The organism is Nitratireductor aquibiodomus (genome assembly GCF_900105565.1).
In the GTDB taxonomy this organism is placed as follows: domain Bacteria; phylum Pseudomonadota; class Alphaproteobacteria; order Rhizobiales; family Rhizobiaceae; genus Nitratireductor; species Nitratireductor aquibiodomus.
Genome location: NZ_FNSL01000001.1, coordinates 3,655,107 through 3,678,572, shown reverse-complemented (window position 1 = coordinate 3,678,572; position 23,466 = coordinate 3,655,107). Strand labels below are relative to the sequence as shown.

At 61.2% G+C, this 23,466-nt stretch carries 12 protein-coding genes; 6 read left to right on the top strand and 6 right to left on the bottom strand.

Annotated features, from left to right (window positions below):
- The first annotated feature begins 189 nt into the window (after positions 1 to 189).
- Entirely contained in the window at positions 190 to 558 is a 369-nt protein-coding gene (locus BLW55_RS17325) for a cupin domain-containing protein (RefSeq protein WP_007007850.1), read from the top strand.
- An 89-nt stretch (positions 559 to 647) separates the two neighbouring features.
- Here BLW55_RS17325 and BLW55_RS17320 read toward each other — a convergent pair whose 3' ends face one another.
- The 4 genes from BLW55_RS17320 to BLW55_RS17305 form a co-directional block, all read right to left on the bottom strand.
- Entirely contained in the window at positions 648 to 1,421 is a 774-nt protein-coding gene (locus tag BLW55_RS17320; RefSeq protein ID WP_090329623.1) for a response regulator transcription factor, read from the bottom strand.
- A 482-nt stretch (positions 1,422 to 1,903) separates the two neighbouring features.
- A complete protein-coding gene (locus BLW55_RS17315) occupies positions 1,904 to 2,647 on the bottom strand; it encodes a Crp/Fnr family transcriptional regulator (RefSeq protein WP_007007848.1) in 744 nt (247 codons plus the stop codon).
- Positions 2,648 to 3,058: 411 nt separating this feature from the next.
- Entirely contained in the window at positions 3,059 to 4,267 is a 1,209-nt protein-coding gene (locus BLW55_RS17310; RefSeq protein ID WP_090329622.1) for a polysaccharide pyruvyl transferase family protein, read from the bottom strand.
- On the bottom strand, positions 4,264 to 5,604 hold the full coding sequence (locus BLW55_RS17305; protein WP_090329621.1) for a hypothetical protein: 1,341 nt from the start codon (positions 5,602 to 5,604) through the stop codon (positions 4,264 to 4,266). The genes BLW55_RS17310 and BLW55_RS17305 overlap by 4 nt, the downstream gene beginning before the upstream one ends.
- 241 nt (positions 5,605 to 5,845) lie before the next feature.
- Here BLW55_RS17305 and BLW55_RS17300 point away from each other — a divergent pair, with 241 nt between their 5' ends.
- The 5 genes from BLW55_RS17300 to BLW55_RS17280 all read left to right on the top strand — a co-directional run bounded on the left by BLW55_RS17300 (position 5,846) and on the right by BLW55_RS17280 (position 21,313).
- Positions 5,846 to 6,700 (top strand): glycoside hydrolase family 16 protein, encoded by an 855-nt coding sequence (locus tag BLW55_RS17300; protein WP_244509120.1) that lies wholly within the window; start codon positions 5,846 to 5,848, stop codon positions 6,698 to 6,700.
- 256 nt (positions 6,701 to 6,956) lie between these two features.
- Positions 6,957 to 8,894, top strand: coding sequence for a non-ribosomal peptide synthetase (locus tag BLW55_RS17295; protein ID WP_090329619.1), 1,938 nt, complete (start codon positions 6,957 to 6,959; stop codon positions 8,892 to 8,894).
- On the top strand, positions 8,891 to 16,876 hold the full coding sequence (locus tag BLW55_RS17290; protein WP_090329618.1) for a hybrid non-ribosomal peptide synthetase/type I polyketide synthase: 7,986 nt from the start codon (positions 8,891 to 8,893) through the stop codon (positions 16,874 to 16,876). Before BLW55_RS17295 ends, BLW55_RS17290 begins: the two co-directional genes overlap by 4 nt.
- Entirely contained in the window at positions 16,873 to 19,680 is a 2,808-nt protein-coding gene (locus BLW55_RS17285) for a condensation domain-containing protein (protein ID WP_090329617.1), read from the top strand. Before BLW55_RS17290 ends, BLW55_RS17285 begins: the two co-directional genes overlap by 4 nt.
- Positions 19,646 to 21,313, top strand: a complete 1,668-nt coding sequence (locus BLW55_RS17280; protein ID WP_090329616.1) for a glucosamine inositolphosphorylceramide transferase family protein — start codon at positions 19,646 to 19,648, stop codon at positions 21,311 to 21,313. The genes BLW55_RS17285 and BLW55_RS17280 overlap by 35 nt, the downstream gene beginning before the upstream one ends.
- Here BLW55_RS17280 and BLW55_RS17275 read toward each other — a convergent pair.
- A complete protein-coding gene (locus BLW55_RS17275) occupies positions 21,283 to 22,089 on the bottom strand; it encodes a 4'-phosphopantetheinyl transferase family protein (RefSeq protein ID WP_090329615.1) in 807 nt (268 codons plus the stop codon). The two genes, BLW55_RS17280 and BLW55_RS17275, sit on opposite strands and share 31 nt — an antisense overlap.
- Positions 22,079 to 23,257 carry a DegT/DnrJ/EryC1/StrS family aminotransferase gene (locus tag BLW55_RS17270; protein ID WP_090330045.1) on the bottom strand — a complete coding sequence of 393 codons (1,179 nt, stop codon included), beginning with the start codon at positions 23,255 to 23,257 and terminating at the stop codon, positions 22,079 to 22,081. The genes BLW55_RS17275 and BLW55_RS17270 overlap by 11 nt, the downstream gene beginning before the upstream one ends.
- Positions 23,258 to 23,466: the final 209 nt, after the last annotated feature.

Below are 23,466 nucleotides of genomic sequence, written 5' to 3'. Positions count from 1 at the left end.
TTAGATCGCCATGCGTCCAAATGGACGCATGGCGATCTAAACTATCAATGGAGCATCGGAACAATCCGAAAACCGGATTCCACTTTTCGGTCCGATGCTTTAGTCGAATGCATACTGACGCACCGACAGGGCTTTGACAATTGTCAAGCTGACTGATCATTGTGGAAGTTTGCTCGAGAGAGGTTTGTCATGCCCCCTTTATGGTTCGTCGAAAACGCCGGTCAGGCAGAGTTCTGGACAGAGGAACGGTGCTACATCACCGAGTTGATGAACACGCCGGCCTCGCCCGAAACCTCGCTGGCGATCGCCCGTGTGGAGCCCGGCGTGACGACACAGCTGCACAGTCTGACAGGAGTCTGTGAGCGCTATGTGGTGCGCAGGGGCGAAGGCGTGGTGGAAATCGGGGGTGTGCGGCAGGCCCTTGCGGTCGGGGACCAGGCGATCATTCCGGCGGGCGCGGCGCAGCGCATCGCCAATACGGGGACGGAGGATCTGGAGTTCTACTGCGTCTGCACCCCGCGCTTTAAGCCTGAGACCTATGTGAATCTCGAAGACTGAAAGAAAAAAGGTCGATCTTTCGACCGACCCGAAAAACGTTTGCTGGCCTGAGTGTTTCGCTAGACCGTTATGGTCGTGCTTCGTGGCCGTCAGGACTGCATTTCACGAATTTTGTAGGCGACCTCGGTTCTGTTGGTCGCGTTCAGCTTTTTCATGATGTTGCGAATGTGCACCTTCACGGTGCTCTCGCATAGCTGCAGTTCATAGGCGATGATCTTGTTGGCCTTGCCGCGCCGGAGCGCCTCGGCGACCTCCGCCTCGCGGGCGGTGAAGAGATTGCCAAGCCCGACCACGCGGCTGCTGTTCGAATTGATGACGTCGCGCATGGCCAGAACACCGCTGGCGGGAACGAACACACCGCCGGCGCGGGCCAGAAGAATGGCTTCTGCGGCGACATCAACGCCGACATTGCTGGGAATGTATCCCTTTGCGCCGGCTTCCAGCGCTTTCAGTATCTGCCCAAGATCGTCCGTATCGGCGATGACGGCGATGACGATGACCGGCTGCTCTTCGAACTCTTCGGCAAGATCGTGGATTTCGTTGCAGATGCCCTGTTCGGTGATCTTACGACTGCCTACAATCAGAAGCACTGCCTCGGGCTGGCGCCCTTCGGCGATCTTGTGCCATTCCTCCGAAGAGCCGACAGCGAAAATGTCGAGAGAGGGATTCTGCGTTTCCAGACTGCGTGCCAGACATTCCCGGTCCAGCACTCTGGGATCGATCAGAAGCACAAGCTCCCGATCCGTATCCTCCTGCGCCTGGTCCCAGTCTTTCGGACCGGTCGCGGCGAGTGCGCCACCCGGCGCTTTCATGATGCCGTGTAGATTGCTGCTGCTGCTCTGCCCTATCTTTGCATGTTCCATGACCAATGCTCCCCAACACTCACCCAAAACAAACCCCAGTGATATTGGAGAAGCGCATTTTTGTTTTTATTGCACGCCCCACCCTCCGCCGAACAGAGTATCGGCGGCGCGAACCCCTCAGAGAGGCCCCCAAACAGAATTATCACTTGGAGATTTATTATCCTCACGATTAGGGAGTTTGTGCATTAACATGGATCAATTTTATGCAAGAATCATTCAATATGATTATAATCACGAAATACTTTGTTAAAGTTGTGCACTCGCTCAGAGCACTAGAAGAAATTGAAAAAATCGGACTTATCGAGCCATTTTCGACGTGAAATAAGCGAATTGGCTATGTCTGCCGCCCTCAAGAGGGATGTGCTTAAAAATCATGAGTGCATTGTACCGGAGGCAGGCACAGGTCTGGCAAGCACCCAAAAGCTGTAACCACAGTCTTTTGATCTATGAGTGATATAACAGGTTATACAAATCCGAAAAAGCTACGGAGAGACCGGCTCGGCAAGTGCGAGGTAAGACCCTTCAAAGCCCGTAGCCTCGATCAATCCCGCACGGTTCTGAAACGTCACCACACCACTGCGGAAAGACACGTAACCACTTTCACGCAGTTTTCTCAAAACACGATTGACGTGAACGACCGACAGGCCGAGGGCATCGCCCAGATCCACCTGGGTGAGCGGGCAGGCAAAGGAACTCGCCCCCTGCCCTTCATAGACACCAACGCGGAATGACAGCTCGAGCAGAAGATGCGCGACCCGCTCAAATGCGCCCCGACGGCTGATGTTGACGAAATGCTCGGCCGCGCGCGCATAGCGTCGCGCCATCCCTTTGAGAATGAACTCGCGCACGTGACGCGGATAGGTCGACAGATTTTCGTAGATCGCGCCAGGAAACTCAAACAGTGTGACAGCCGTGAGCGCCCGCACCTCTTCGCGCGCCCACTCGGTGGTTCCCACGGTGATGACATCGCCGGTCAGGGAAAAATCGACCACCGTGCGCGACCCGTCTTCAAGTTCTTTGCCATTGGAAACCCAGCCCGAGACAACCAGAAGGACGGCGCGCTTCTGGCCATCCATATCCGCAATCGTGTCGCCGCTGGAATATATGCGCTTGCGCAGCCCGGTATGGTTCGACTTGCTCGCCGCCATGCCGAACAGTCCGCGAGCCGTTTCAGCCTCCAGATAGTGTAGAATTTCCCTGTAATTTTCGGTGCCCCGAACCGGCATGCTACCCCGCATCCTGCGCTCCCGATCGTCCGCAGATCGACCACTATAGCGATCTGCAGTACTCATGGAGCAAATACCCGAGTTTTAAACGCCCCATCCATAGCCCCGGTTCCACTTATAGTCGTCAGCCGGCAGTTAAACGCGCCAGAAATACGACCATCTGACCTTGGAAAGACTAGAGCATCGGACCGAAAAGTGGAATCCGGTTTTCGGGTCATTCCGATGCTCCATCAATCGTTTAGATCGTCCTTTGTGCGTCCGGATGGACGCACAAAGGTCTAGACAAGAAGGCTCCACGCCCAAATCACAAAATCGTTAGCTGGCATAAAGTGCAGCCAGGGCCATGGTGGCTGCCGAACCGGTCTCCAAATCTTCGCGGCATCATCCAGCGCGAATTCTTTGACGTCACTATCATGCGGTCTCGCGTTCCGATCCACGGATCGTCATCTTCAACCCCGCAGCCAGACCCTCAATTGCCTTCTCCGCCTTTTCAATGCACCGGCGGCGATCATCAAGGTCAAGTCCTTCTCCAAGCGTCGTCACAATCCGTTCTCCAATAATCTCCGCGTTTCCTTTGTGCGCGGAAACGAAGAATGGTTCACGGCCGATCATCTGGAAGAAGGACTCCATCTTCTGATCCCAGCCGAGACCGACCGGAGGGACCCCGAGCGCATAGGCCGTAATGCAGGCGTGCAGGCGATGCGCTGCCACGGCGTCGAACGTGCCGAGCAATGCAATCAGCTCCTGCGGAGTGTTTGGCCGAGCGGCAAAGCTGCAGCGGTCCGGCGCCCGGTTTTTTGCCCTGAAGAGCGTATTCCGGATATGTTCCAGACAGGCCTGATCTTCCACCGCACCATTGGTGAAGAAGACAATATCGCACCCTGCGTCCAATAGGCATTCAGCCAATGCGCCATACCCCTGCACGGTCCCGAGCGGAATATTCTCCCTGCTCGCACCGGCATGCCGCCTGAGAATGAGCGGATGTGTCACGCATAGACCGACCAGCGGGCGGGTGCGGTCCCGCCTCCCGTGCATTTCCACCTGCAAGGTCAGGGCCGGGTCGGGCGCGATGCCCGGACTCGGCCAATCGGGAAAATGCTGCTCCCAGTTCTGCCGTGCCCCGTGATCGCGCACCGAAACCCCAAGGACATTGCAGGTGCGAAGCGTATCGAACAGCTTCGCAGCACGCCGCGACCAGTGCCGCCCCACACCAACGGCGTGGATCGCCACGGGGCAGCTTTCCTCACGGCAGAGCTCGAGGACCTGCGCGATCTTCAACGGGAAATTCAGGTCGTCATCCTGAAAAAGATTGCCGCCGCCGATGACCACCGCATCGGCCCCGGCGATTTTCCCTCGCCACTGAGCGCGTAATGCGGCCAGTCTTGAACCGAGCACACGCGCGACCAGCATGCGGCGTGCGGGCGGCGGCATGACCTGCAAAAGGCGCAGGGCACCTGAACGCCGCGAATCCGCAATGCCATAGGCAGTGCGGCCAGCCAGGTCCAGGGTTTCGATCTCCGCGCCTGGCAGCGACACGCCAAGCCGGCGCTCGAGACATTCGGCAAGTACGCCGTCCCCCAGATTGGGGCTGTAACGGACGTTGAAGATGACGATCTTCATTGAACCGTCTCCGCTTGCTGCGGCCTGTATGCCCCGGCCTGAGCAGGAACCCACCGCAGCGCAGCCGCGCTTCCCGCCAGTATGAAAAAGAGTAGCCCCAGATCGTAGACCGTTCCGGAGATCATCGCTTCACCAAGGCCTGCAAGAACGCCTGCCCTGGCCGCCCGCATCGTCGCGTGCTCGTGGAACCCGCCGGCGCTCTTCATCATCAGCGTGTTGCCGACAAACAGCAGGAACAGAACCGTGCCGATAAGGCCGACATTGGACAGGAGCACAAGCGCATAGCTGGAAGCTCGCGCGCTGCCCAGACCAGCGCCCCACCCCCAGGTATCGAGGAACACCTGGAAGGCCACGGCGTTCCATTGCATGCGTTCGCGCGCCGACTGACTGTTCAGCTTGGAATAGAGCGTTTCATCCAGAAAATCCTGCACGGCCTTTGCGAACTCCGGAATCAGCACAAGGACCAGCATGAAGCAGAGCGGGACAGCAAGAAGAGCGAGCGCAATGGCAGCAGGCCGCCCCGTGGCTCGCCTGCCGTAGGAAGCCGGCAATGCCCGCCACAGAAGAAAGACCATCACCATCGCAAGGCTGACCAGCGCCGTTGTCGATGTCGACAGGAGAAGAGCAAGCAATAGCAGGCCGGCGATCCCCCCGGTCGCAACGGTTCGCACGCGGTCGATCCACAGACTGGCAGTGAACGCAAACAGCACGATTGTGTAGCCGGCGAAGGCTGAAGCCTCGGGAAAAGTGCCCGAAATGCGTTTGAAGCCGGCCTTCTCCGATCCGGTCAGAAGCGCGTAATTCGCAGTGCGAATGAAGTCGAAAAGGTGCGCCGTACCCGTACGGTATGTGATCACGTCCAGAAGCGCGAAGACCAGATTGGCGACGGCAAGAACCAGCATAGCGTTGATCACGTCGCGGGCGGTGCCGCCGCATTTGATATAGGCGTACGTGAAGGCGAAGCAGAAGAGCCCGCCCACTGCATAGACCGTCTGGGTGATATTGTTGCTTGAAAATGACAACGGCGTCAGATCGATGATGCGATGCCCCGCGGAGGAGCGCAGCACGATCATCGTTTCCGTCACCCCTTCCAGAAGACGGGGAAGGAAGAGCGCGGAGAAGACGCCATAGACCGTTAGCAGGAGAAGCCAGATGCCCGGCGACGAGGAAGACACTGCCGCCAGAACAGGCCTTTCGCCAAAGGCCATGAAAAGGCGCAGGCAATAAAAGGCAAGCAGGAGACTGGGAACCAGCACTGAAGCCCCGCCCAGCCCCGGTACACCGAATGCAGCTGCAGCGCCGAAAAGTGTCGACATGACAATGACATAAAAGGCCATACGGGGCGGCGCCAACAAAACAGCCACCCCCAGCACCAGCGATAGGACTCCCAATAATTCGATGCGCATGGTGCGCCCCGTCCTTTAGCCGAAAAAGCGGCGTAAACCCGACTAAGAGTACCATGCGAGCGATTGAGCGTCCCGCTTCGCCGGGTACCACTTATGGCCAGTGACGCGGCGATTGGCTGAGTTTCTGAGCAAAGCGCAGCGGTGATATTCTGCCCGACGGGAGGTAACCGCATTGCCGTTCGCCTCGAGCATGTTGCGACATCTGAGACGCCGCCGCTTACTTGGTGCCGGCACGGCGGGCCTTATTGCAGCGCTCGCGACGGCCTTTGGCCCACCTCCCGCGCCAGCCGGAGATCAACTCGCAACCGAAGCCGACGCGCTGGATGTCGATGCGATGCGGCTTTCCTTCGACGAGGATTTCTCCACACTCGACGTTTCGGCCTGGGGTCCCGGTACACGCTGGATCGCGCACACGCCCTGGTCGGGAGATTTTGGCGGCGCGCGCTTTGCCAATCCCGGTGAACGGTCGCCGTTCCGCATCGAAGACGGCACTCTGCGCGTTGAGGCAAAGCGAGATCCGGAGGGCGACTGGCAATCGGGACTACTTGCCTCGGTCGACCCCGATGGCAACGGATTCTCACAGCAGTATGGCTATTTCGAAATGCGTGCGCAGTTGCCGGAGGGGCCCGGTGTGTGGCCCGCCTTCTGGCTGATCGGCAAGGATCGCTCGAAGGCTACGGCCGAAATCGACGTGATCGAATTCTACGGGGACAAGCCGGACGGCTATTCCTCCGTGGTCCATGTCTGGCATCGCGATGGGCGCCACTACTCGCGCTTTCATCGCAACGCGGTTTTCGTGGAAGCAAGCCCCGGTGCGTTTCACACCTACGGCGTGAAGGTGGACCGCAACTGGATCCGGTTCTATTTCGACCGCGAGTTCATCTGGAAAACCGAAACGCAACCGGAGCACCGGCAGCCACTCTACATTCTGGTCAATCTCGCCCTCGTCGACGGACCGACCAGGGATGCGACCCCGGACCCTTCCTACATGATCGTCGACCATGTTCGGGCCTACCGCCTGGACTGACATTCTAATGCTTTGGGATAGGCTTTCTCCTCCACCCAACGGTGACATCACCGAATGGTCTATATCCGTGAAACCCTAAGACCTCCGGTCGGTTCGCGGGTCATCCAGATAGCTATCTGTCTCTTTGCCGGCCTGCATGAAATTCTTTCCCTCGAAGGCATGAGAACCATTTTTCTCCCGCGCCTCAACTATAAATAATAAGCGTTTTCGGATGCTTGAAATATAGGCGCGGGCTTTTTTCGGGCGGGGCGTCTACATGCATCAGAAAAAGCAATACGCGGAGCGATCCAGCCTCAACAGTTCTGTTGCAGCCAGACACTCCTCACATCGACGCGCCTATGACCGCAATGCGACCGTCCACGGCATCGTGACCGGCATCGCGCGCGCTCGACCGGATGCGACAGCCATCTCCTTCGATGACGCTCGCCTGTCTTATGGCGAACTCGACCAGACGGCGTCGAAACTCGCCGCGCGTCTCATCTCCATGGGCATCCGCAAGGGTGACATTGTCGGCCTGCTCTTGCCGCGCGCGCTGAAAACGCTGATCGCCAAGCTGGCGATCCTTAAGGCAGGGGCGGCCTATGCCCCCTTTGACCCCGCCTATCCGGTGGAGCATCTCTCCTACATGACCCGGGACTGCGCGCCGCGTGCGCTCATGATCGACCGGGAAAGTGCCGCGCTTGCAGCGGGTCTGCCGATGGCAGCCGACCGGCTTGTCGACATAGACGACGCGCTCGCCACACTGGCAGGGCGTGAAATGGCGGCAACGTTTCCGGCCGTTGGCGGCGGCGATGCAGCCTATGTGATGTACACGTCTGGCTCGACGGGGCGTCCGAAGGGTGTCGTCATTCCCCATCGCGGCATCCAGCGGCTTGTGTGCGACCAGAATTTTGTCGATTTCCGCCCGAACGACGTGGTGCTGCATACGGCGACGATTTCATTCGATGCCGCCACATTCGAGATCTGGGGCACGCTTCTCAACGGGGCGCGGCTGGCGGGCATTGGCGACCGCACGCTCTCCATGCCGCGCATCGCCGGCACGATCGACGAAGAGCAAGTCTCGGTGATGCTGCTCACCACCGGGCTCTTCAACCTTCTGGTCGATCATTCCGGCGGCAGGCTCAACTCGTTGCGGCATGTCCTGTTCGGAGGTGAAGTGGCGTCCGCCGATCATGCGCGGAGATTTCTCGCCGCTCATCCGACATGCCGCCTGACCAATGCCTATGGGCCGACGGAAGTTACCGTCATTGCCTCGACCTTCGACATTCCGACCGACCTCCAGGACGACACGGTGCCCATTGGTTATTCCATCGCCAATAACGGCCTTCACATTCTCGACGATGATCTCACCGAGCTTCCGCCGGGACGGGAAGGCCAGCTTGCGGTTTCCGGTGACGGGCTCGCCATCGGCTATCTGAACCGGCCGGAGCTGACGCGAGAACGCTTCGTCACGATCACCGCAAAGAATGGCGAGAGCCTGCGCTGCTATCTGACGGGCGACATGGCGGTGATGGACCCTGACGGGCTCCTGCATTTTCGCGGCCGCCGCGACCGGCAGGTGAAGATCGACGGCAAGCGTATCGAGCTCGATGAGATCGAGACAGCGCTGCGCCGCGACGGCCACCTGGCCGATGCCGTGGTGGAGTGTCATCAGGCCGGATCGGCAAAGCGACTGGTGGCCTATCTGCGCCCGCACACCATGAACGGGCATGACGAAGGGGACTTTGCCGCCACCGTTCTCGGGCGGCTGAAGGGCGTATTGCCGGCGCATATGGTGCCGGGCCGGGCCATCGTTCTGGAAGAATTTCCCATGAACCGCGCGGGCAAGGTCGACCGCTCCCGCCTGCCGGCCCCGACAGAAGCGCAGGCGCCCGCGGCGACGCCGGCAGAAGGAATGGAAGCCATCATCGCGCGGCACTGGCGCAGGGTGCTTGGCACCGAAAGTTTCGGCACGGATCAGAATTTCTTCGATCTGGGCGGAACGTCGATGCAGCTCATGCGCGTCCACGCGGCGCTGGAACAGGAGCTTGGCCGCAGCATCGACGTGGTGAGCGTGTTCGAGCATCCAAAAATCCGCAGTCTGGCGCGCTTCCTCGAGAAAGCGCCGGACAGTCTCCAGAAGACCGCCACAGCACAAAGCCGCGCCGCGCGACAGAAAGAGGTCATGTCTCAATTTCGTCGGAGCAGACGATGAACGACCATATTCCGATGAAACCCGAAACGGGACTGGATGAGGGCATCGGTAGCATTGCCATCATCGGCATGGCCGGGCGGTTTCCCGGTGCACCCTCGGTGGATGCGCTGTGGCAAATGGTGCGCGAGGGACGTCACGCCTTCCGCACTTTTGCAGCCGATGAAATCGAGGACGCCTATGACGAGGCGACGCGTGCCTCGCCGGACTATGTGCCCTCCCGCCCCTATCTGGACGATGTCGGCATGTTCGATGCGGAATTCTTCGGCATGTATCCGCGCGAGGCAGCGATGCTCGACCCGCAGTTCCGCCTGTTTCTGGAAATCTGCTGGGAAGCGCTGGAAAGTGCGGGCTGCGATCCCTTTACCGCGAAACATTCGATCGGCGTCTTCGCCGGCTCGGCGATGAGCACCTATCTCATCAACAACATCCTGTCCGACCGGAAAAAGGCCGAAGCCTTCACCTCCGGCTATCAGGTCGACATGTTCAACGAACTGGTGGGCGCGATCAACGACACGCTGGCGACGCGCGTTGCCTACAAGCTCGACCTGAAAGGGCCGGCCTTCACCATCCAGTCGGCGTGTTCCACATCGCTCCTGGCGGTGACGCAGGCCTGCCAGAACCTTTTGACCTATGGCTGCGACATGGCGCTGGCCGGCGGTGTGTCGATCTCGGTGCCGCAAAAGCGCGGCTACATCCACATGGAAGGCGGCATGGTTTCGCCGGACGGTTTCTGCCGGCCCTTCGATGCGCAGGCAGGCGGCACGGTGTTCGGCAGCGGCGGCGGCGTGGTGCTTCTGAAACGGCTCGAAGACGCCATCGACGATGGCGACACGATCCATGCCGTCATTCGCGGCTATGGCGTCAACAATGACGGCGCGGACAAGGTGGGCTACACCGCACCCAGCGTTTCGGGACAGGCCGACGCGATTGCGGCAGCCCTTGCCAGTGGCAGCATCGACCCCGAAAGCATCGGTTATGTGGAGTGCCACGGCACTGCCACGCCGCTCGGCGATCCCATCGAGTTCAACGGTCTGATGAACGCTTTTGGCGGCGATGGCGCTGAAGGCCACTGCGCGCTCGGGTCCGTGAAGGGGAATATCGGCCATCTGGACGCCGCTGCAGGCGTCACCGGTCTCATCAAGGCGGCACTCGTGGTGCGCGACGGCGAGATCCCGCCGGTGGCGAATTTCGTGTCGCTTAACCCGCATATGGCACTGGAAAACAGTCCGTTCCGCATTCCAACGGAACTCGTAGCGTGGGAAGCGGTGGGCGCAAAGCGACGCGCCGGCGTCAGCTCGTTCGGGGTGGGCGGCACCAATGCACATGTGGTGCTCGAACAGGCGCCCGACAGAGACGTTCTTTCGGAGACATCGCCCGACCGCACGTTCATTCTCCCGCTTTCGGCGCGGAACGAGGCGGCGCTCGCCACGATGCGCAAGAATTTGGCCGGGGCACTGCGCGAGAGCACAGAGCCGCTCGCCACCGTGGCGCACACTCTCCAGCAGGGGCGGCATGCTTTTTCGCACCGAACGGCGATCATTGCCCGCACGCGCGACGAGGCGATTACCGGGCTCGTGGCTGAGCGTTCGATTAGCGGCGAGGCAACACAGGATGCCCCGCCCGTGGTCTTCATGTTTCCGGGACAAGGCGCCCAGCATGTGGGCATGGGCGGCGCGCTTTATGGAACCGAACCGGTCTTTGCCCAATGGATCGACAAGGGCGCTGATCTTCTTGAGCCTCTGATTGGCCGTGACATTCGCGATTTCATCCGATTGCCCGATGGCGAGGTGCCGCAAGAGCTTTCCGAAGCACTGCGCGACACGCAGATCGCCCAGCCTGCCCTCTTTCTCGTCGAATATGCGACGGCAAAACTCTGGATGAGCCGTGGCCTGATACCCGAAGCCATGATCGGCCACAGCGTGGGTGAATTCGTTGCCGCCACACTTTCAGGCACGATGCGTTTCGAGGATGCGCTCGGGCTGGTCGCAGCACGCGGGCGGCTGATGCAGAGCCAGTCCACAGGAGCCATGGTTTCCGTGCGGTCGGATGCGGAAACGGTCGAAGCGCATCTTTGCGACGGGGTGGAGATCGCAGCCCTCAATGCACCGAAGCTCAGCGTCATCTCCGGCACGTTCGAGGCGATGGATGAGACTTGCGCAGCGCTTGACGCTGCAGGCATCGCCTATAGCCGGTTGCACACCTCGCATGCCTTCCATTCGGCCATGATGGACGAGGCTGCCAGGGCGCTCGAAGAAGAGACTGCAAAGGCCGAATACGGCCCATCCACCATTCCCTATATTTCCTGTGTGAGCGGCGACTGGCAGACGGACGCGCAGGGCGCTTCGCCCGCATACTGGGCGCGCCATTGCCGCGATGCGGTGCGCTTTGCCGACGGCATCAAGACCGTTGCGCGCGAGCGCAGGCCCGTTTTCATCGAGGTCGGTCCCGGCCGCACGCTTTCGGTTTTCACCGCGCAGACGCTGAAGCGCGATGACATCGCCGCCATTATCCAGTCCCTGCCCGAACACGACCGCGCATCCTTTGGTGAGGACGTTTTTGCCGAAGCCCATGCGCGGTCGTGGATCGCCGGCTGCGGGCTCGACTGGCCGGCCCTGCCAGAGACGGCGCGGCGGAAAATCCCGCTGCCGACCTATCCCTTCCAGCGCCAGATGCACTGGATCGACGCACCGACGCCGGAAAACCGGGCACATGCGGCACTTGCCCATACGCTGCCCGAAACACCGGTACAAGCAATCCCGATAGACGGAATGAGCCCAATGACCACCGCACCTGCGACAACCGACCGGCGCGCCACGCTGGAACGCGCCCTGACCGCCCTGCTCTCAGACCTTTCAGGCGAAGACCTGCCAGACGATGCAGCCGGGGCGACCTTTCTGGAGCTTGGCTTCGATTCCCTCTTCATCGGCCAGTTCGCGCAGAAGGTGGAGAAGGAATACAGGATCAAGCTCTCCTTCCGCGAGCTGCTCGGCAACATTCCGACCATTCATGATTTGGCGCGACACCTCGACACCGAACTGCCGGCAGATGCCGTGCAGGCGGTGTCTCCCTCTCCGGTGGCTCAGGTCCCCCCCACGCCGGACGTCGCGTCTGCTGCGCCATCTTCAGTGGCGAATGGAACTCCACAGGCACCTCAAGGGCTCGAGGCGCTTTTCCAGTCCCAGTTGCAGATGGCGCAGCAACTTTTTGCGCAGCAGTTCGCAGCTATCCAGTCGCTTGGCGGCTCCGTGCCGGCGGCCGCGCCTTCAGGCGCGCCGCAGGTTGCACCGGCTCCAGCCGCCGCGCCTGCGCCTGCGCCGGACACGAGCGGTGACGAGAGTGAGATCGGCGGCGGCCGCATCCGCGTGTACAAGCCCGGCGCGCAGGCTGGCGAAAAGGCGCTCACGGAGGAAAAACGCGCCTTCATCAAAGATCTGGTTGCCCGCTATTGCGCGAAAAACGCCAGCTCCAAAGCGTTCACGCAGGAACACCGGGCCCATCTGGCCGATCCGCGCGCGGCCTCCGGCTTTCGCGCCGACTGGAAGGAACTGGTCTTTCCGATCGTTTCCGACCGCTCAAAGGGGTCACGCATCTGGGACATAGACGGCAATGAATATATCGATCTCGTGAACGGCATGGGGCAAACCGCCTTCGGCCACGCCCCCGACTTCGTGGTCGAGGCGATCCGCGCCCAGACCGACAGAGGCTTTGCCATTGGCCCGCAGACACCGCTCGCCGGCGAGGTGGCGGAGCTGATCAGCGAACTGACCGGGCACAGCCGCGTCACCTTCTGCAACACGGGATCGGAAGCCGTGATGGCCGCCATGCGGGTGGCCCGCACCGTGACGGGCCGCGACCGCATCGTCGTTTTCGGCAACGACTATCACGGCCAGTTCGACGAGGTTCTGGTCAAGGGCCGCAGCCGTTCGGGGCAGCATCGCACGCTGCCCATTGCCGCCGGCATTCCCGCAGATTCCCTGTCGAACATCACGGTTCTGCCCTATGGCGCGCCCGAGAGCCTCGACTGGATCCGCGCCAATGCGGACGAGCTTGCGGCCGTCATCATCGAGCCGGTGCAGAGCCGCCATCCGGAGCTGCAGCCGATCGAATTCGTGCGTACGCTGCGCGCGCTCGCAACAGAACGCGATTTCGCACTGGTGTTTGACGAGGTGGTGACGGGCTTCCGCGTCGACCCCGGTGGCATGCAGGCCGTGTGGGGCATACGCGGCGACCTCGCCACCTATGGCAAGGTGCTGGGCGGCGGAATGCCTATCGGCGTTCTGGCCGGTGACAGCCGGTATATGGATGCGCTCGATGGCGGTCACTGGGATTATGGCGATGACAGCGTGCCAATGGTCGCGCCGACTTTCTTTGCAGGCACATTCGTGCGCCATCCTGTCGTGCTGGCGGCGACACGCGCCGTGCTCGAGCACATCAAGGGCGAAGGCCGCGCACTCTACGACCGGGTGGCCACCCGCACGGAAGCGCTTGTCACGGAACTGAACGGCCAGCTTTCGGATCGCGGGATTGCGACGCAGATTCATGGCTACAAGAGCTGGTTCGTGACAGATTTCGGCAATGCCGACCCGCTCGGCACGCTGTTTTATCCCTATGCGCGGATGCAGGGCCTGCATGTCCAGGACGGCTATCCCTGTTTCCTGACGACCGCGCATTCGGAAGAAGACTTTTCGCGCATTGCAACGGTCTTCGGCGAGACGCTCGACGCGCTTCACGGTGCCGGCATTCTGACCGCCGATGACGGACGGGCCGAGCGACCCATCGCGAAGCCCGTGCAGGAGACGCCGCAACAGGCACCGTTGACCGAGGCGCAGAAGGAAATCTGGCTTGCAGCCCAGGCCGGTGACGAAGCCTCCTGCTCCTTCAACGAATCCTTCAATCTCACGCTCGATGGCGTGCTGGACGAAGCCACGTTCCGCAAGGCGTTTGATCTTATCGTTGCGCGACACAATGCGCTTCACATCCGTTTTGCGCGCAGCGGTGAGCATTTCGAGGTGACACCCGACTTCCGCATCGACATGCCGTTGACGGAGGTTTCGGATAGCGAAGCGCTAGCAAAGATCGTCGAGCGCGAAGCGCGTACCCCGTTCGATCTCGTCAATGGTCCGCTGGCGCGCGCAGAACTCGTTCGGCTTTCAAACGACCGGCACGTGCTTGTCTTCACGGCCCATCATATCGTTTGCGACGGCTGGTCGGCGAATGTCCTGATCGATGAACTGGCAACGGCCTATAGCGCGCTTGCTCGGGGCGACACACCTGACCTGCCGTCGGCACTGGCTTTTTCCACCTATGCGCAGACGCGCGCGAGCCGGACGGAAGACAATCAAGAAACGGAGCGGTTCTGGCTCTCGCAATTCGAGACCGTGCCGGACCTGCCGGACATGCCGACAGACCGACCGCGCCCCGAACAGCGCAGCTTTGCCGGCGGCACCGTGACCGCGCATATCGACAGCGACGTCTACAGGCGGCTTAAAAAGGCCGGCGCGAAGAACGGTGCGACGCTGTTTTCCACCCTGCTCGCAGCCATGCAGGTGATGATCGCGCGGCTTTCGGGCAGCGACGACATCGTGATCGCCGTGCCTTCGGCAGCCCAGAGTCTGCTTGATGACGAAACGCTGGTCGGCCATTGCGTCAATCTTCTGCCTCTGCGGCAGACGCTTGATGAAGAACGGTCCTTCGCCGAGCATCTGAAGGACACGCAGCAGCTGGTTCTTCAGGCTTTCGAGCATCAGGACTTTACCTATGGAACGCTGGTGCGGAAGCTTGGCCTGAAGCGCGATCCGAGCCGCCTGCCCCTGACCGAAATCCAGTTCAACCTCGAGCGGACGGCGAAGGGAATGGATTTTGGCGGACTTTCCGCGGATGTCGTCCCCAATCCCAAGGCGTTTTCGAATTTCGACATGTTCGCCAACATGATCGAGAGCGAGGACGGCATCCGCATCGATGTCGACTACAATGGCGACGTGTTCGATCCCGAGACCATCGAACGCTGGCTCGGCCATTTCGCTACGCTCGTCGAAGCTCTTGCGAAGGATATGAGCACGCCCATCGAACGCCTGCCACTCATGACGCAGGACGAGATGGACTGGCTTGCCTATGAGCTCAACCAGACGCAGGCGGCCTATGACGACGAGCGCTTTGCCTTCGAGCTGTTTGGCGACCGCGCGGCGGAAACGCCCGACGCCATTGCCGCCACTCATGGCAAGGAAAGCATCACCTATGGCGAACTCGATGCGCGAAGCTGGCAGATGGCACGGCTGCTCCAGGAAAAGCTGCTCGTGCCCGGCTGCCGTGTCGCGGTGGCGCTCGACCGCTCCATAGACATGCTGGTGACGCTGCTGGCGATCATGAAGGCCGACCACATCTATGTGCCGCTCGATCCGGATCATCCCGAAGCGCGGCTGCGGCAGACCATGGAGGCGGCGCAGATTTCCGCCGTTGTCTGCAACAGTGACAGGGTTGCCGCTCTTGCCGGCGAAGACGTGTTGCCGATCATGCTCGACGATGTGCGGAAAGCGATAGCCGCCATGGATGCGGCACCGCTCGACGCGCGCGTTCACGGTACCGCCACAGCGGCCTACATCATCTTCACTTCAGGTTCGACCGGTGTGCCGAAGGGCGTGGAGGTTCCGCACAACGCGCTGGTCAACTTCCTCACCTCCATGGCGAAGGAGCCCGGCTTTGCGGCGGACGACACACTGCTTGCCGTCACCACCATTTCCTTCGACATCGCCGCGCTGGAACTCTACCTGCCGCTGATCTGCGGTGGCCGCGTGGTGATCGCCGACAGGATCGAGGTGCAGGACGGGTTCCGGCTCATGCAACGTCTCGACGAATGCGGCGCTACGGTTTTGCAGGCCACACCAACCCTCTGGCAGATGCTTGTCGAAGCGGGGCTGGGCGAGAGGAAATCGCTCAAGATGCTGTGCGGGGGCGAACCGCTGCCCGCAACGCTGGCGCAGAGCCTGTGTGCGCTGGGCGGCGAATTGTGGAACATGTACGGGCCGACCGAAACCACGATCTGGTCGTCGGTCGCGAGGATCGACGATCCGGATGCGCCGATCACCATCGGCCAGCCCATCGCCAACACGCAGCTCTACATTCTGGACGCGCGCAACCGGCTTGCACCCGTGGGCGTGACAGCTGAACTGAACATTGGCGGCGACGGGCTCGCCATCGGCTATTTCAAGAACGCCGAGCAAACCCATGCCGCTTTCCGCAATGTGTCGATTGGCGGTGTCCCGCAGCGGCTCTACAAGACGGGAGATGTGGGACGGCGCCTGGCCGATGGCTCGCTCCAGCTTCTGGGGCGCCGCGACAACCAGATCAAGCTGCGCGGCTTCCGCATCGAGCTCGGAGACATCGAGGCGGTTGTCTCGAAGTCAGAGGGCGTGCGCCAGTGCGCCGTTGTCGCCCCCGTGAACCGCAATGGCGACCGGCAGCTCGTGTGTCACACCGTGCCTGACGATCCGGCGAGCCCGCCAGACCCAAAGACGCTCAGCGCCCATGCCAAGGCGCATCTTCCCGGCCACATGGTGCCCGCCTTCTGGCTCAATACCGAAGCGCTGCCCCAGACGGCCAATGGCAAGCTCGACCGCAAGACGCTCGAAAAGCAGGGCATCCCGCGCCAAAAGTCGGCCATCATCCGCACCGCGCCGCGCACGCCCATGGAAGAGAAACTCTCGGCCATCTGGCGCGACGTGCTCAACATTCCCGAAATCGGGGTGGAGGAGAACATCTACGCGCTGGGGGCGGATTCGCTCAGCATCTTCCGCATCGCAGCCCGGATGATCGATGCCGGCCTGCCGCTGGAGGCGCGGCACCTCCTGCAACACCCCACGATCGGGGAGCTGGCGCTGATCGCCGATGAAGCGGACAGCCAGCCGGTGAACGGGATCAAGCCGCATGTCCCCTCGCTGAAAGATTTCCGGCATGGCGCGCGGCGCCGCATGGAGGCACACGGATGAGCGACATTGAACACCGCCTGATGGCCTCCGGTTCGGACGACATCATTGGAGAATTTCCCTGCACGCAGACGCAGATGCGTTGCTGGTTCCTGGATCGTCTGAATCCGGGAAACCCCGCGCTCAACGTCGCCGTGCGGTGGGAGATTCGCGGGAATTTCAGGACCGAGAGCATTGAGGAGGCTTTCCGGCAGATCATCAAGCGACACGAGATCCTGCGAACCCGTTTTGTGGAGACGGACGGGCAACCCATGCAGCAGGTGGTGCGCGGGGTCGAGTTTCGTATGCCGGTCATCGACCTGCGTCACGTGCCGGAAGACCAGCGCGAGGCGCGCATCCAATCGATCAGCAAGGAGACGGCGGCAGCGCCGTTCGACCTCGGCCAGCCGGGGCTCTTCCGCGTCACGCTCCTGATGGTGGAGAACCGGCGCGGTTTCATACTCATCACCGCGCATCAAAGCTGCTTCGACGGCTGGTCGATCCGCGTTCTGGGGCGCGAAGTGGGAGAACTCGCAGCGGCGATCGACGCGAAACGCGCGCCGCACCTGCCGGAGCTGGCGCTGCAATATGGCGACTTCGCGCTGTGGCAGGACGAATACCGCAACAGCTATGGTTTCGAAACAGAGAAGACCTATTGGCGCGAACAGTTGCGCGATGCGCCCTATTTCGAGATCAGGCCGGACCGGCCCCGTGGCCGCGTTAAAACCAGCCGCGGGGAGATCCTTTCCGCCGCGCTGCCGCTAGAATTCGGCGAGCGGATCGAGGCGGCGGCGCGGGCGCATCACGTATCGCTGTTCAGCTATGGCGCGGCGGTCATCAGTGCTGCACTTCACCACTATTCGGGCGAACATGAAGTGCTGTTCGGGACTCAGATCGCCGGGCGCGACGATGTGGATCTGGAGAGCCTGATCGGCGTGTTCATCAACAATCTCGTTCTGCGTTTCAATATTGCCGACGAGTTGAGCTTCGCCGATCACCTCTCAAGAGTCAGCGCAACGGTGGGGGCGGCGCTCAACCACCAGAAAATGCCGTTCAACAATCTTGTCGAACTGATCAATCCTGCGCGCGATCCTTCCCGCAATCCACTTGTTTCGGTGAACTTCAACCAGCAAAAGGCATTTCTGGAAGATACGCGCTATGGTGATTTCGAGCTGATCAGCGCCCCGTCGCAATCGCCGGGCGTGATCTATGATCTCAACTTCATCATGATCGGCCGGCCGACCGGCTGGCGCATGTCAGTGGAATACAACACCGATCTGTTCGACGAAGCGACCGCGCGGGAACTGCTCGATCTGTGGCAGAAGGCCTATGCCTTCGCGCTTGACGATCCGCAGGCGCAGATCGGCGCGATGGCGGGGCCGGTTCGTGCCGGCACATTGCCGAAGGAAGCGCAGCCGAAACCGGCATCGCGGCTGGAAGCGCTGCTTCTCGCGCAACCGGATGTCGCCGATGTCGCGGTCCGGCGAGACGGACCGGCCGGCCGACCCCACGCCTTCGTGGTGCCGACTGCAGGGCTCATGGTGCCGCTCGAAACCCTTCCTGCACAACTGAACGCCTATCTGGCAGAACGGCTGCCAGAGGAAGAGGTACCCGCCGCAATCAGCGTTCTTCTTTCCCTGCCGAGACGGGCGGACGGCGCAGTGGAGTTGCCGGCAGTGCCGCCACCCACGGCCAATGTCCCTGCCCCGGTTCCAGCGAAAGACCCGGCCCCGCCGGCGGACAGGCAGGCGGAGCTTGGCCGGATATGGGCTCGTGTGCTTGACGTGCCGCGGGTGAATGCAAACGACGATTTCTTTGCGCTTGGCGGTCATTCACTTCTGGCTCTCAGAATGTTCTCCGGCGTGCGCGAGGCCTTCGGCATTCAGCCTGACCTCGCTCTCCTGTTCAGGGAGCCGACGCTCTCGGGCTTCGCGTCCGCGATTTTCGGCACACAGCCCGCCCCTGCCGCAGAACCGGCGGAAGAACCGGACACCCCGTCACCGGTTACCGTCGAATGGGAAACAACGACCTACCGGCAAGGCAGCGGAGATTGCGCGGTCTATACGCTCAACCATCCCTTCCTCTATTACAGGATGGCCAAGTCGCTTCCCGGCCATGCCTCCGTCGTCAATCTTCACATGTTCAATGCGAGGATCGATGAAGTGACCGAAGGCTTTTCGCTGGAAAAGATCGCTGGCGATGCAGTGGATGCCATGCAGCTTGGCGACACACCAAAAACCGTCGCGCTTGTGGGGCTTTGCGTCAACGGCATTCTGGCCGCCGAGATGACCCGGCAATTGCGGGCGCTGGATCATGAGGTGAGTTTCGTTGCGCTGATCGACAGCTGGGCGCCCGGTTATGTGCGTTCACAGCCGGCCCTGACCCGCTGGCGCTGGAATACCGAGAAACGGGCAAAACGTCTCGTCTATTTCACTGGCAAGCTTCTGCGCGGGCGCATGTCGCTGATCACCTATCTGAAGGAGTTCAGCCTTTCGCTGAAGCTTGTCGAGCGCTTCGCGCCTGCCCGTGCAATGAACGAGGAAGAGGAAACCACCGAAGCGGTTACCCAGTATCTCGTTCGTGCGGCCCGGCGTTACAGTCCGCGTGCGCTTTCCGGCGAAACCGTGCTCTTCTTCCGCAGCCAGGCCACGCATCGGCGAGCAAAGCAGCTTCTGTTCGGGTGGCGTGGTTTCGTGCCGGATGAATCGCCGGTTTTCGATCTCAACGGGTGGCACGAGGATTCGCTCAGCGAAATGGGGATCGACAAGCTTTCATCTGTGCTGGGCGAGCGTCTTGAACTGGGAGGCTCCGCTGACCGCCGCTCCTGATAAGCAAGGCAAGCGCAGCCAGTCGACCACGCCCCTGCGCATCGGCATCATGCGGCAGGCAGGCCTTCCATTCGAGAACTGGGAATTGCAGCTCATCGAAAGGCTGCTTGCGGACCGGCGTTTCCGGCTCATCGCGTTTTTGAACGTTTCGAAACAGGGCGGACAAAACCACGCCGACATGCTGACCAGATTGGTCGCACAGCTTGACGGCGCACTTTTCGCACGACAATCCCACTACGGCGCAAAACGGTTCGAGCGCGCTCGAAAAACCATACTGAACATCCCGCTGGACAATGCCGTGGAGGATTGGGCCGTGGAGGATTGGGCCGTGGAGGATGGCGACCGGCACAGGCTGCAACTCGATATGCTCCTGCGTCACTGCGATGCAAAACTGCCCGAGCCCGTCCTTCGGGACCTTCCGCTCGGCGCCTGGTCGCTCAGTCATGTTTTCACGCAGTCGGGCTCGGCGAGTTGGGACGGCATCGCCGATATGGCGGCCGGTACTCCGACAAGCCAGCTCTCGCTCTTTCTGGAAACGGCACGGCACCCGGAAAGGCGCGTCATCGCGCAGGCCGAATTCAATGTGAAATTCAGTGCGGCGCGCAATGCCGCCTTCATCAAGGAAAAGTCGGTTCTGCTTTTAATGCGTGAACTCAGGCGCGTCGCGGGCACCGGCAAACTGCCAAAGCCGCTCAAAGCCCCCGATGCCGTCCAGGCGCTCAGGCCGCCCGGCGTTTTCAGGACAGGCCGCTATGCAGCGGCACTCACAAAAAACATCGCGCAGCGCGTGCTCAAAAGCGTGCGCCGCGCCTCCCATCAGGAAACCGCCGTCTGGACGCTTTTCAGCGGGCGCGGTGCCATTGACGATTTCGATCCCAGAGAAGCCATCGAGATTCCGCCAACGGACACGGCGATCAAGGCCGATCCCTTCCTGTTTCATCACGAGGGGCGGACCTATCTGTTCTACGAGAACTATGGACTGGGCGATACCAAAGCGCACATCGCCGTGGGCGAGATCACCCGCAGCGGCTTTGAACCGATCGGCATAGCGCTGGGCGGGAGCGAACACCTCTCGTTTCCTTTCGTTTTCCGCGAGGGGGACGAGATTTTCCTCATGCCGGAGACGCATCAGAGGAAGCGCATCGAAATCTGGCGCGCGGTGAGTTTTCCGTTGATCTGGGAGCCCTATTCCCGGGCCTTTGAAGGATGGTCAACCGCCGACAGCACACTTTTCAAACATCGCGGCCAGTGGTGGCTTTTCACCAATCTTTCAGAACATCACGCATTCGAGGATCACTGCTCCGCGCTATACGCATTCCAGGTGGACGGGCCGGAACTGAAGCGGATCGTCCCCCATCGCACGAATCCAGTGGTGGTGGGCAGCGCCACGGCACGCAATGCCGGCCGCATCTTCTCGCGTCATCGCCGGCTCTACCGGCCCGCGCAGTACAATGCGCACGGCATTTACGGCTACGGTCTCAACATCATGGAGATCGAGCATCTTGATTTAGATGATTATCGGGAAACATGTGTGCGCCGCATCCTGCCCGATTTCAAACCGGGCCTGACCGGCTGCCATCATTTCGATGCGAGCGGCTCACGCTATATTCTGGATGCGCGGCTCAACGCCTGATGACGTTCGATCCGTGCTGCGGGCCGCCAGGCCCCGCGCCTTTCTCGCCGGGCAGGCTGAAGCGTGCCGCCGCGATAGTTCAGCGAAACGGCGTTGCCTGCCGTCAGCGCCGCGACCGCGCCGACATAGCCGCGCGGCAGGGTCAGATTCAAAAACTGCCACTGGGCCGGCGCATCGTCCACGCCATCGAGCCGCAGCAGTCGCGGCTCACCGACGGGATCGATGGTGACATCAAAGGATTCAAGCGGCAGCGAAAGCCCCGCTCCATGCGCCTTCACGAACGCTTCCTTGCGTGTCCAGCAGCGGAAAAACGCTCCAAGATAATCCTGCGCCGGCACCACCTTAAGCGCTTCGTTCTCAGCCCCGGAGAAAAAGTGTTCTGCGAGATTTTCCCGGAACGGAAGAACGCGCTCGATATCTATGCCGAGCTGATAGCGGTCGGAAACGGCGAGAACCGCCGTCGGGCCGCTGTGACTGAGATTGAAATGAAGCGGTGGTTCACCGCGCCCGGCAAGCCGGGGTTTGCCAAAGGCATTGTATGAAAAAGCGAGACGGTTTGCCGCGACGTCGAGATAGGATCCGAGGATCGCCCTCAGCCGGCCCCGCCCGGCGATGAAACGCAGCCGATGCTGCTCATGCACGAAGCGAGAGGCACGTGCGAACTCCGCCTCGTTGAGTGCCGAGACGAGCGGCGGAAGCGCCTCCAGGGGTACATCGAGGGACCACTGCCAGACATCGATCGTGCCGGCGCCGATGCTTACGGGTTTAAGCTGCATAGGAAAACCGCCTTTCCGGCGTCTTGCGACCTGCCATGCGGCGGGCAAGATAGGCCATGAGTGCCGTCGGATAGTTTTCACCGATGCTGATGCGGCAGGTGCGCTTGAGAATATCCAGCGAGCGGGCACACATATCTGGCCCGTACTCCACATCGGCCGAAGCCCAGCCATAGGGGTTCATGGCGGGATGGAAAGCCCGCTTCTCCAGGATCGGAGTCCAGTGAGTGCACACATGGCGGCTTGAATCGAAAACACGGTAGACGCCGCGCCTGTTCCGGGCGGCAAAGGCCTTGGCCTCGCCTTCCGTCTCGAACAAAACATGGAGGCCGACAGCGTTTTGCGGGTCGTTGTGCGACCCCAGCCGGAAGGCGTCGCTGCCCGACAGGATGTGCGACATAACCTGATGACGCCTGCGCATGCGGCGCAGCATTGGATCCAGCTTTCCAAGCTGCACATTGAGCATTGCACCCTGGATCTGGCTTGCCTTGAAGTTCACGCCGAAAAAACTCGGCTCGTTGTAATTGTCGAGATGCCCGCGAAAGAGTTCGCCCACATCATGATACATGCGCGCGCGGGCGAAGAAGCGGTCGCTCTGCGAGGCCACCGCGCCACCCTCGCCGATATTGATGTTCTTGAACTGGTTGAAGCTGAATGCGCCAATGTCGCCAATCGTGCCGACACGCTGCCCCCGGTAACGCACGCCCACCGCCTGGCAGGCATCCTCGATCACCATGAGGCCGTTCTGGCGGGCGAGCGTCGTGATCGCCTCCATGTCGCAGACCATATTGGCCATATGCACCGGCAGGATCGCACGAGTGCGCGGCGTGATCCTGCGCGCAATGTCCTCGGGATCCATAGTCAGCGTTTCGTCGATGTCGACGATGACCGGGACGGCGCCCACCGCGAGCACCGAGGCGGCCGTGGCGATCCAGGTATAGGCAGGCACAAGCACCTCGTCGCCGGGCCCCACACCCGATGCTGCCAGCGCACTGATCAACGCGCCTGTGCCGCTGCTGACTGTCAACACATGTTTGACGCCGAACTTTTCGGCAAATGCCTTTTCGAACCGGTCAAGCGGCCCCTCGCCGGGACCGCCATATCGGGCAAGACGCCCCGAGGCGATGACCCCGCCGATCGCCAGCCACTCACGCAAACCAACCTTTGCCATGGTGTTTTCCCGCTTGGCCGACGGGCGAACCATGCCCGCGGCGCCCCAATTGTTCTTCAAGCGTATGCCCGGGCCATGGGGTTTTCAAATAATCCAATAATGTAGCGACGCGGCGTTGCGCACTACTTCGCAGTGGCCAAAACCCTTAGCAAGTCGCCCCTTCTATGCAATTTGGATGAGTTCGGCCAAGCCTGGGATTTTGCTAGCCT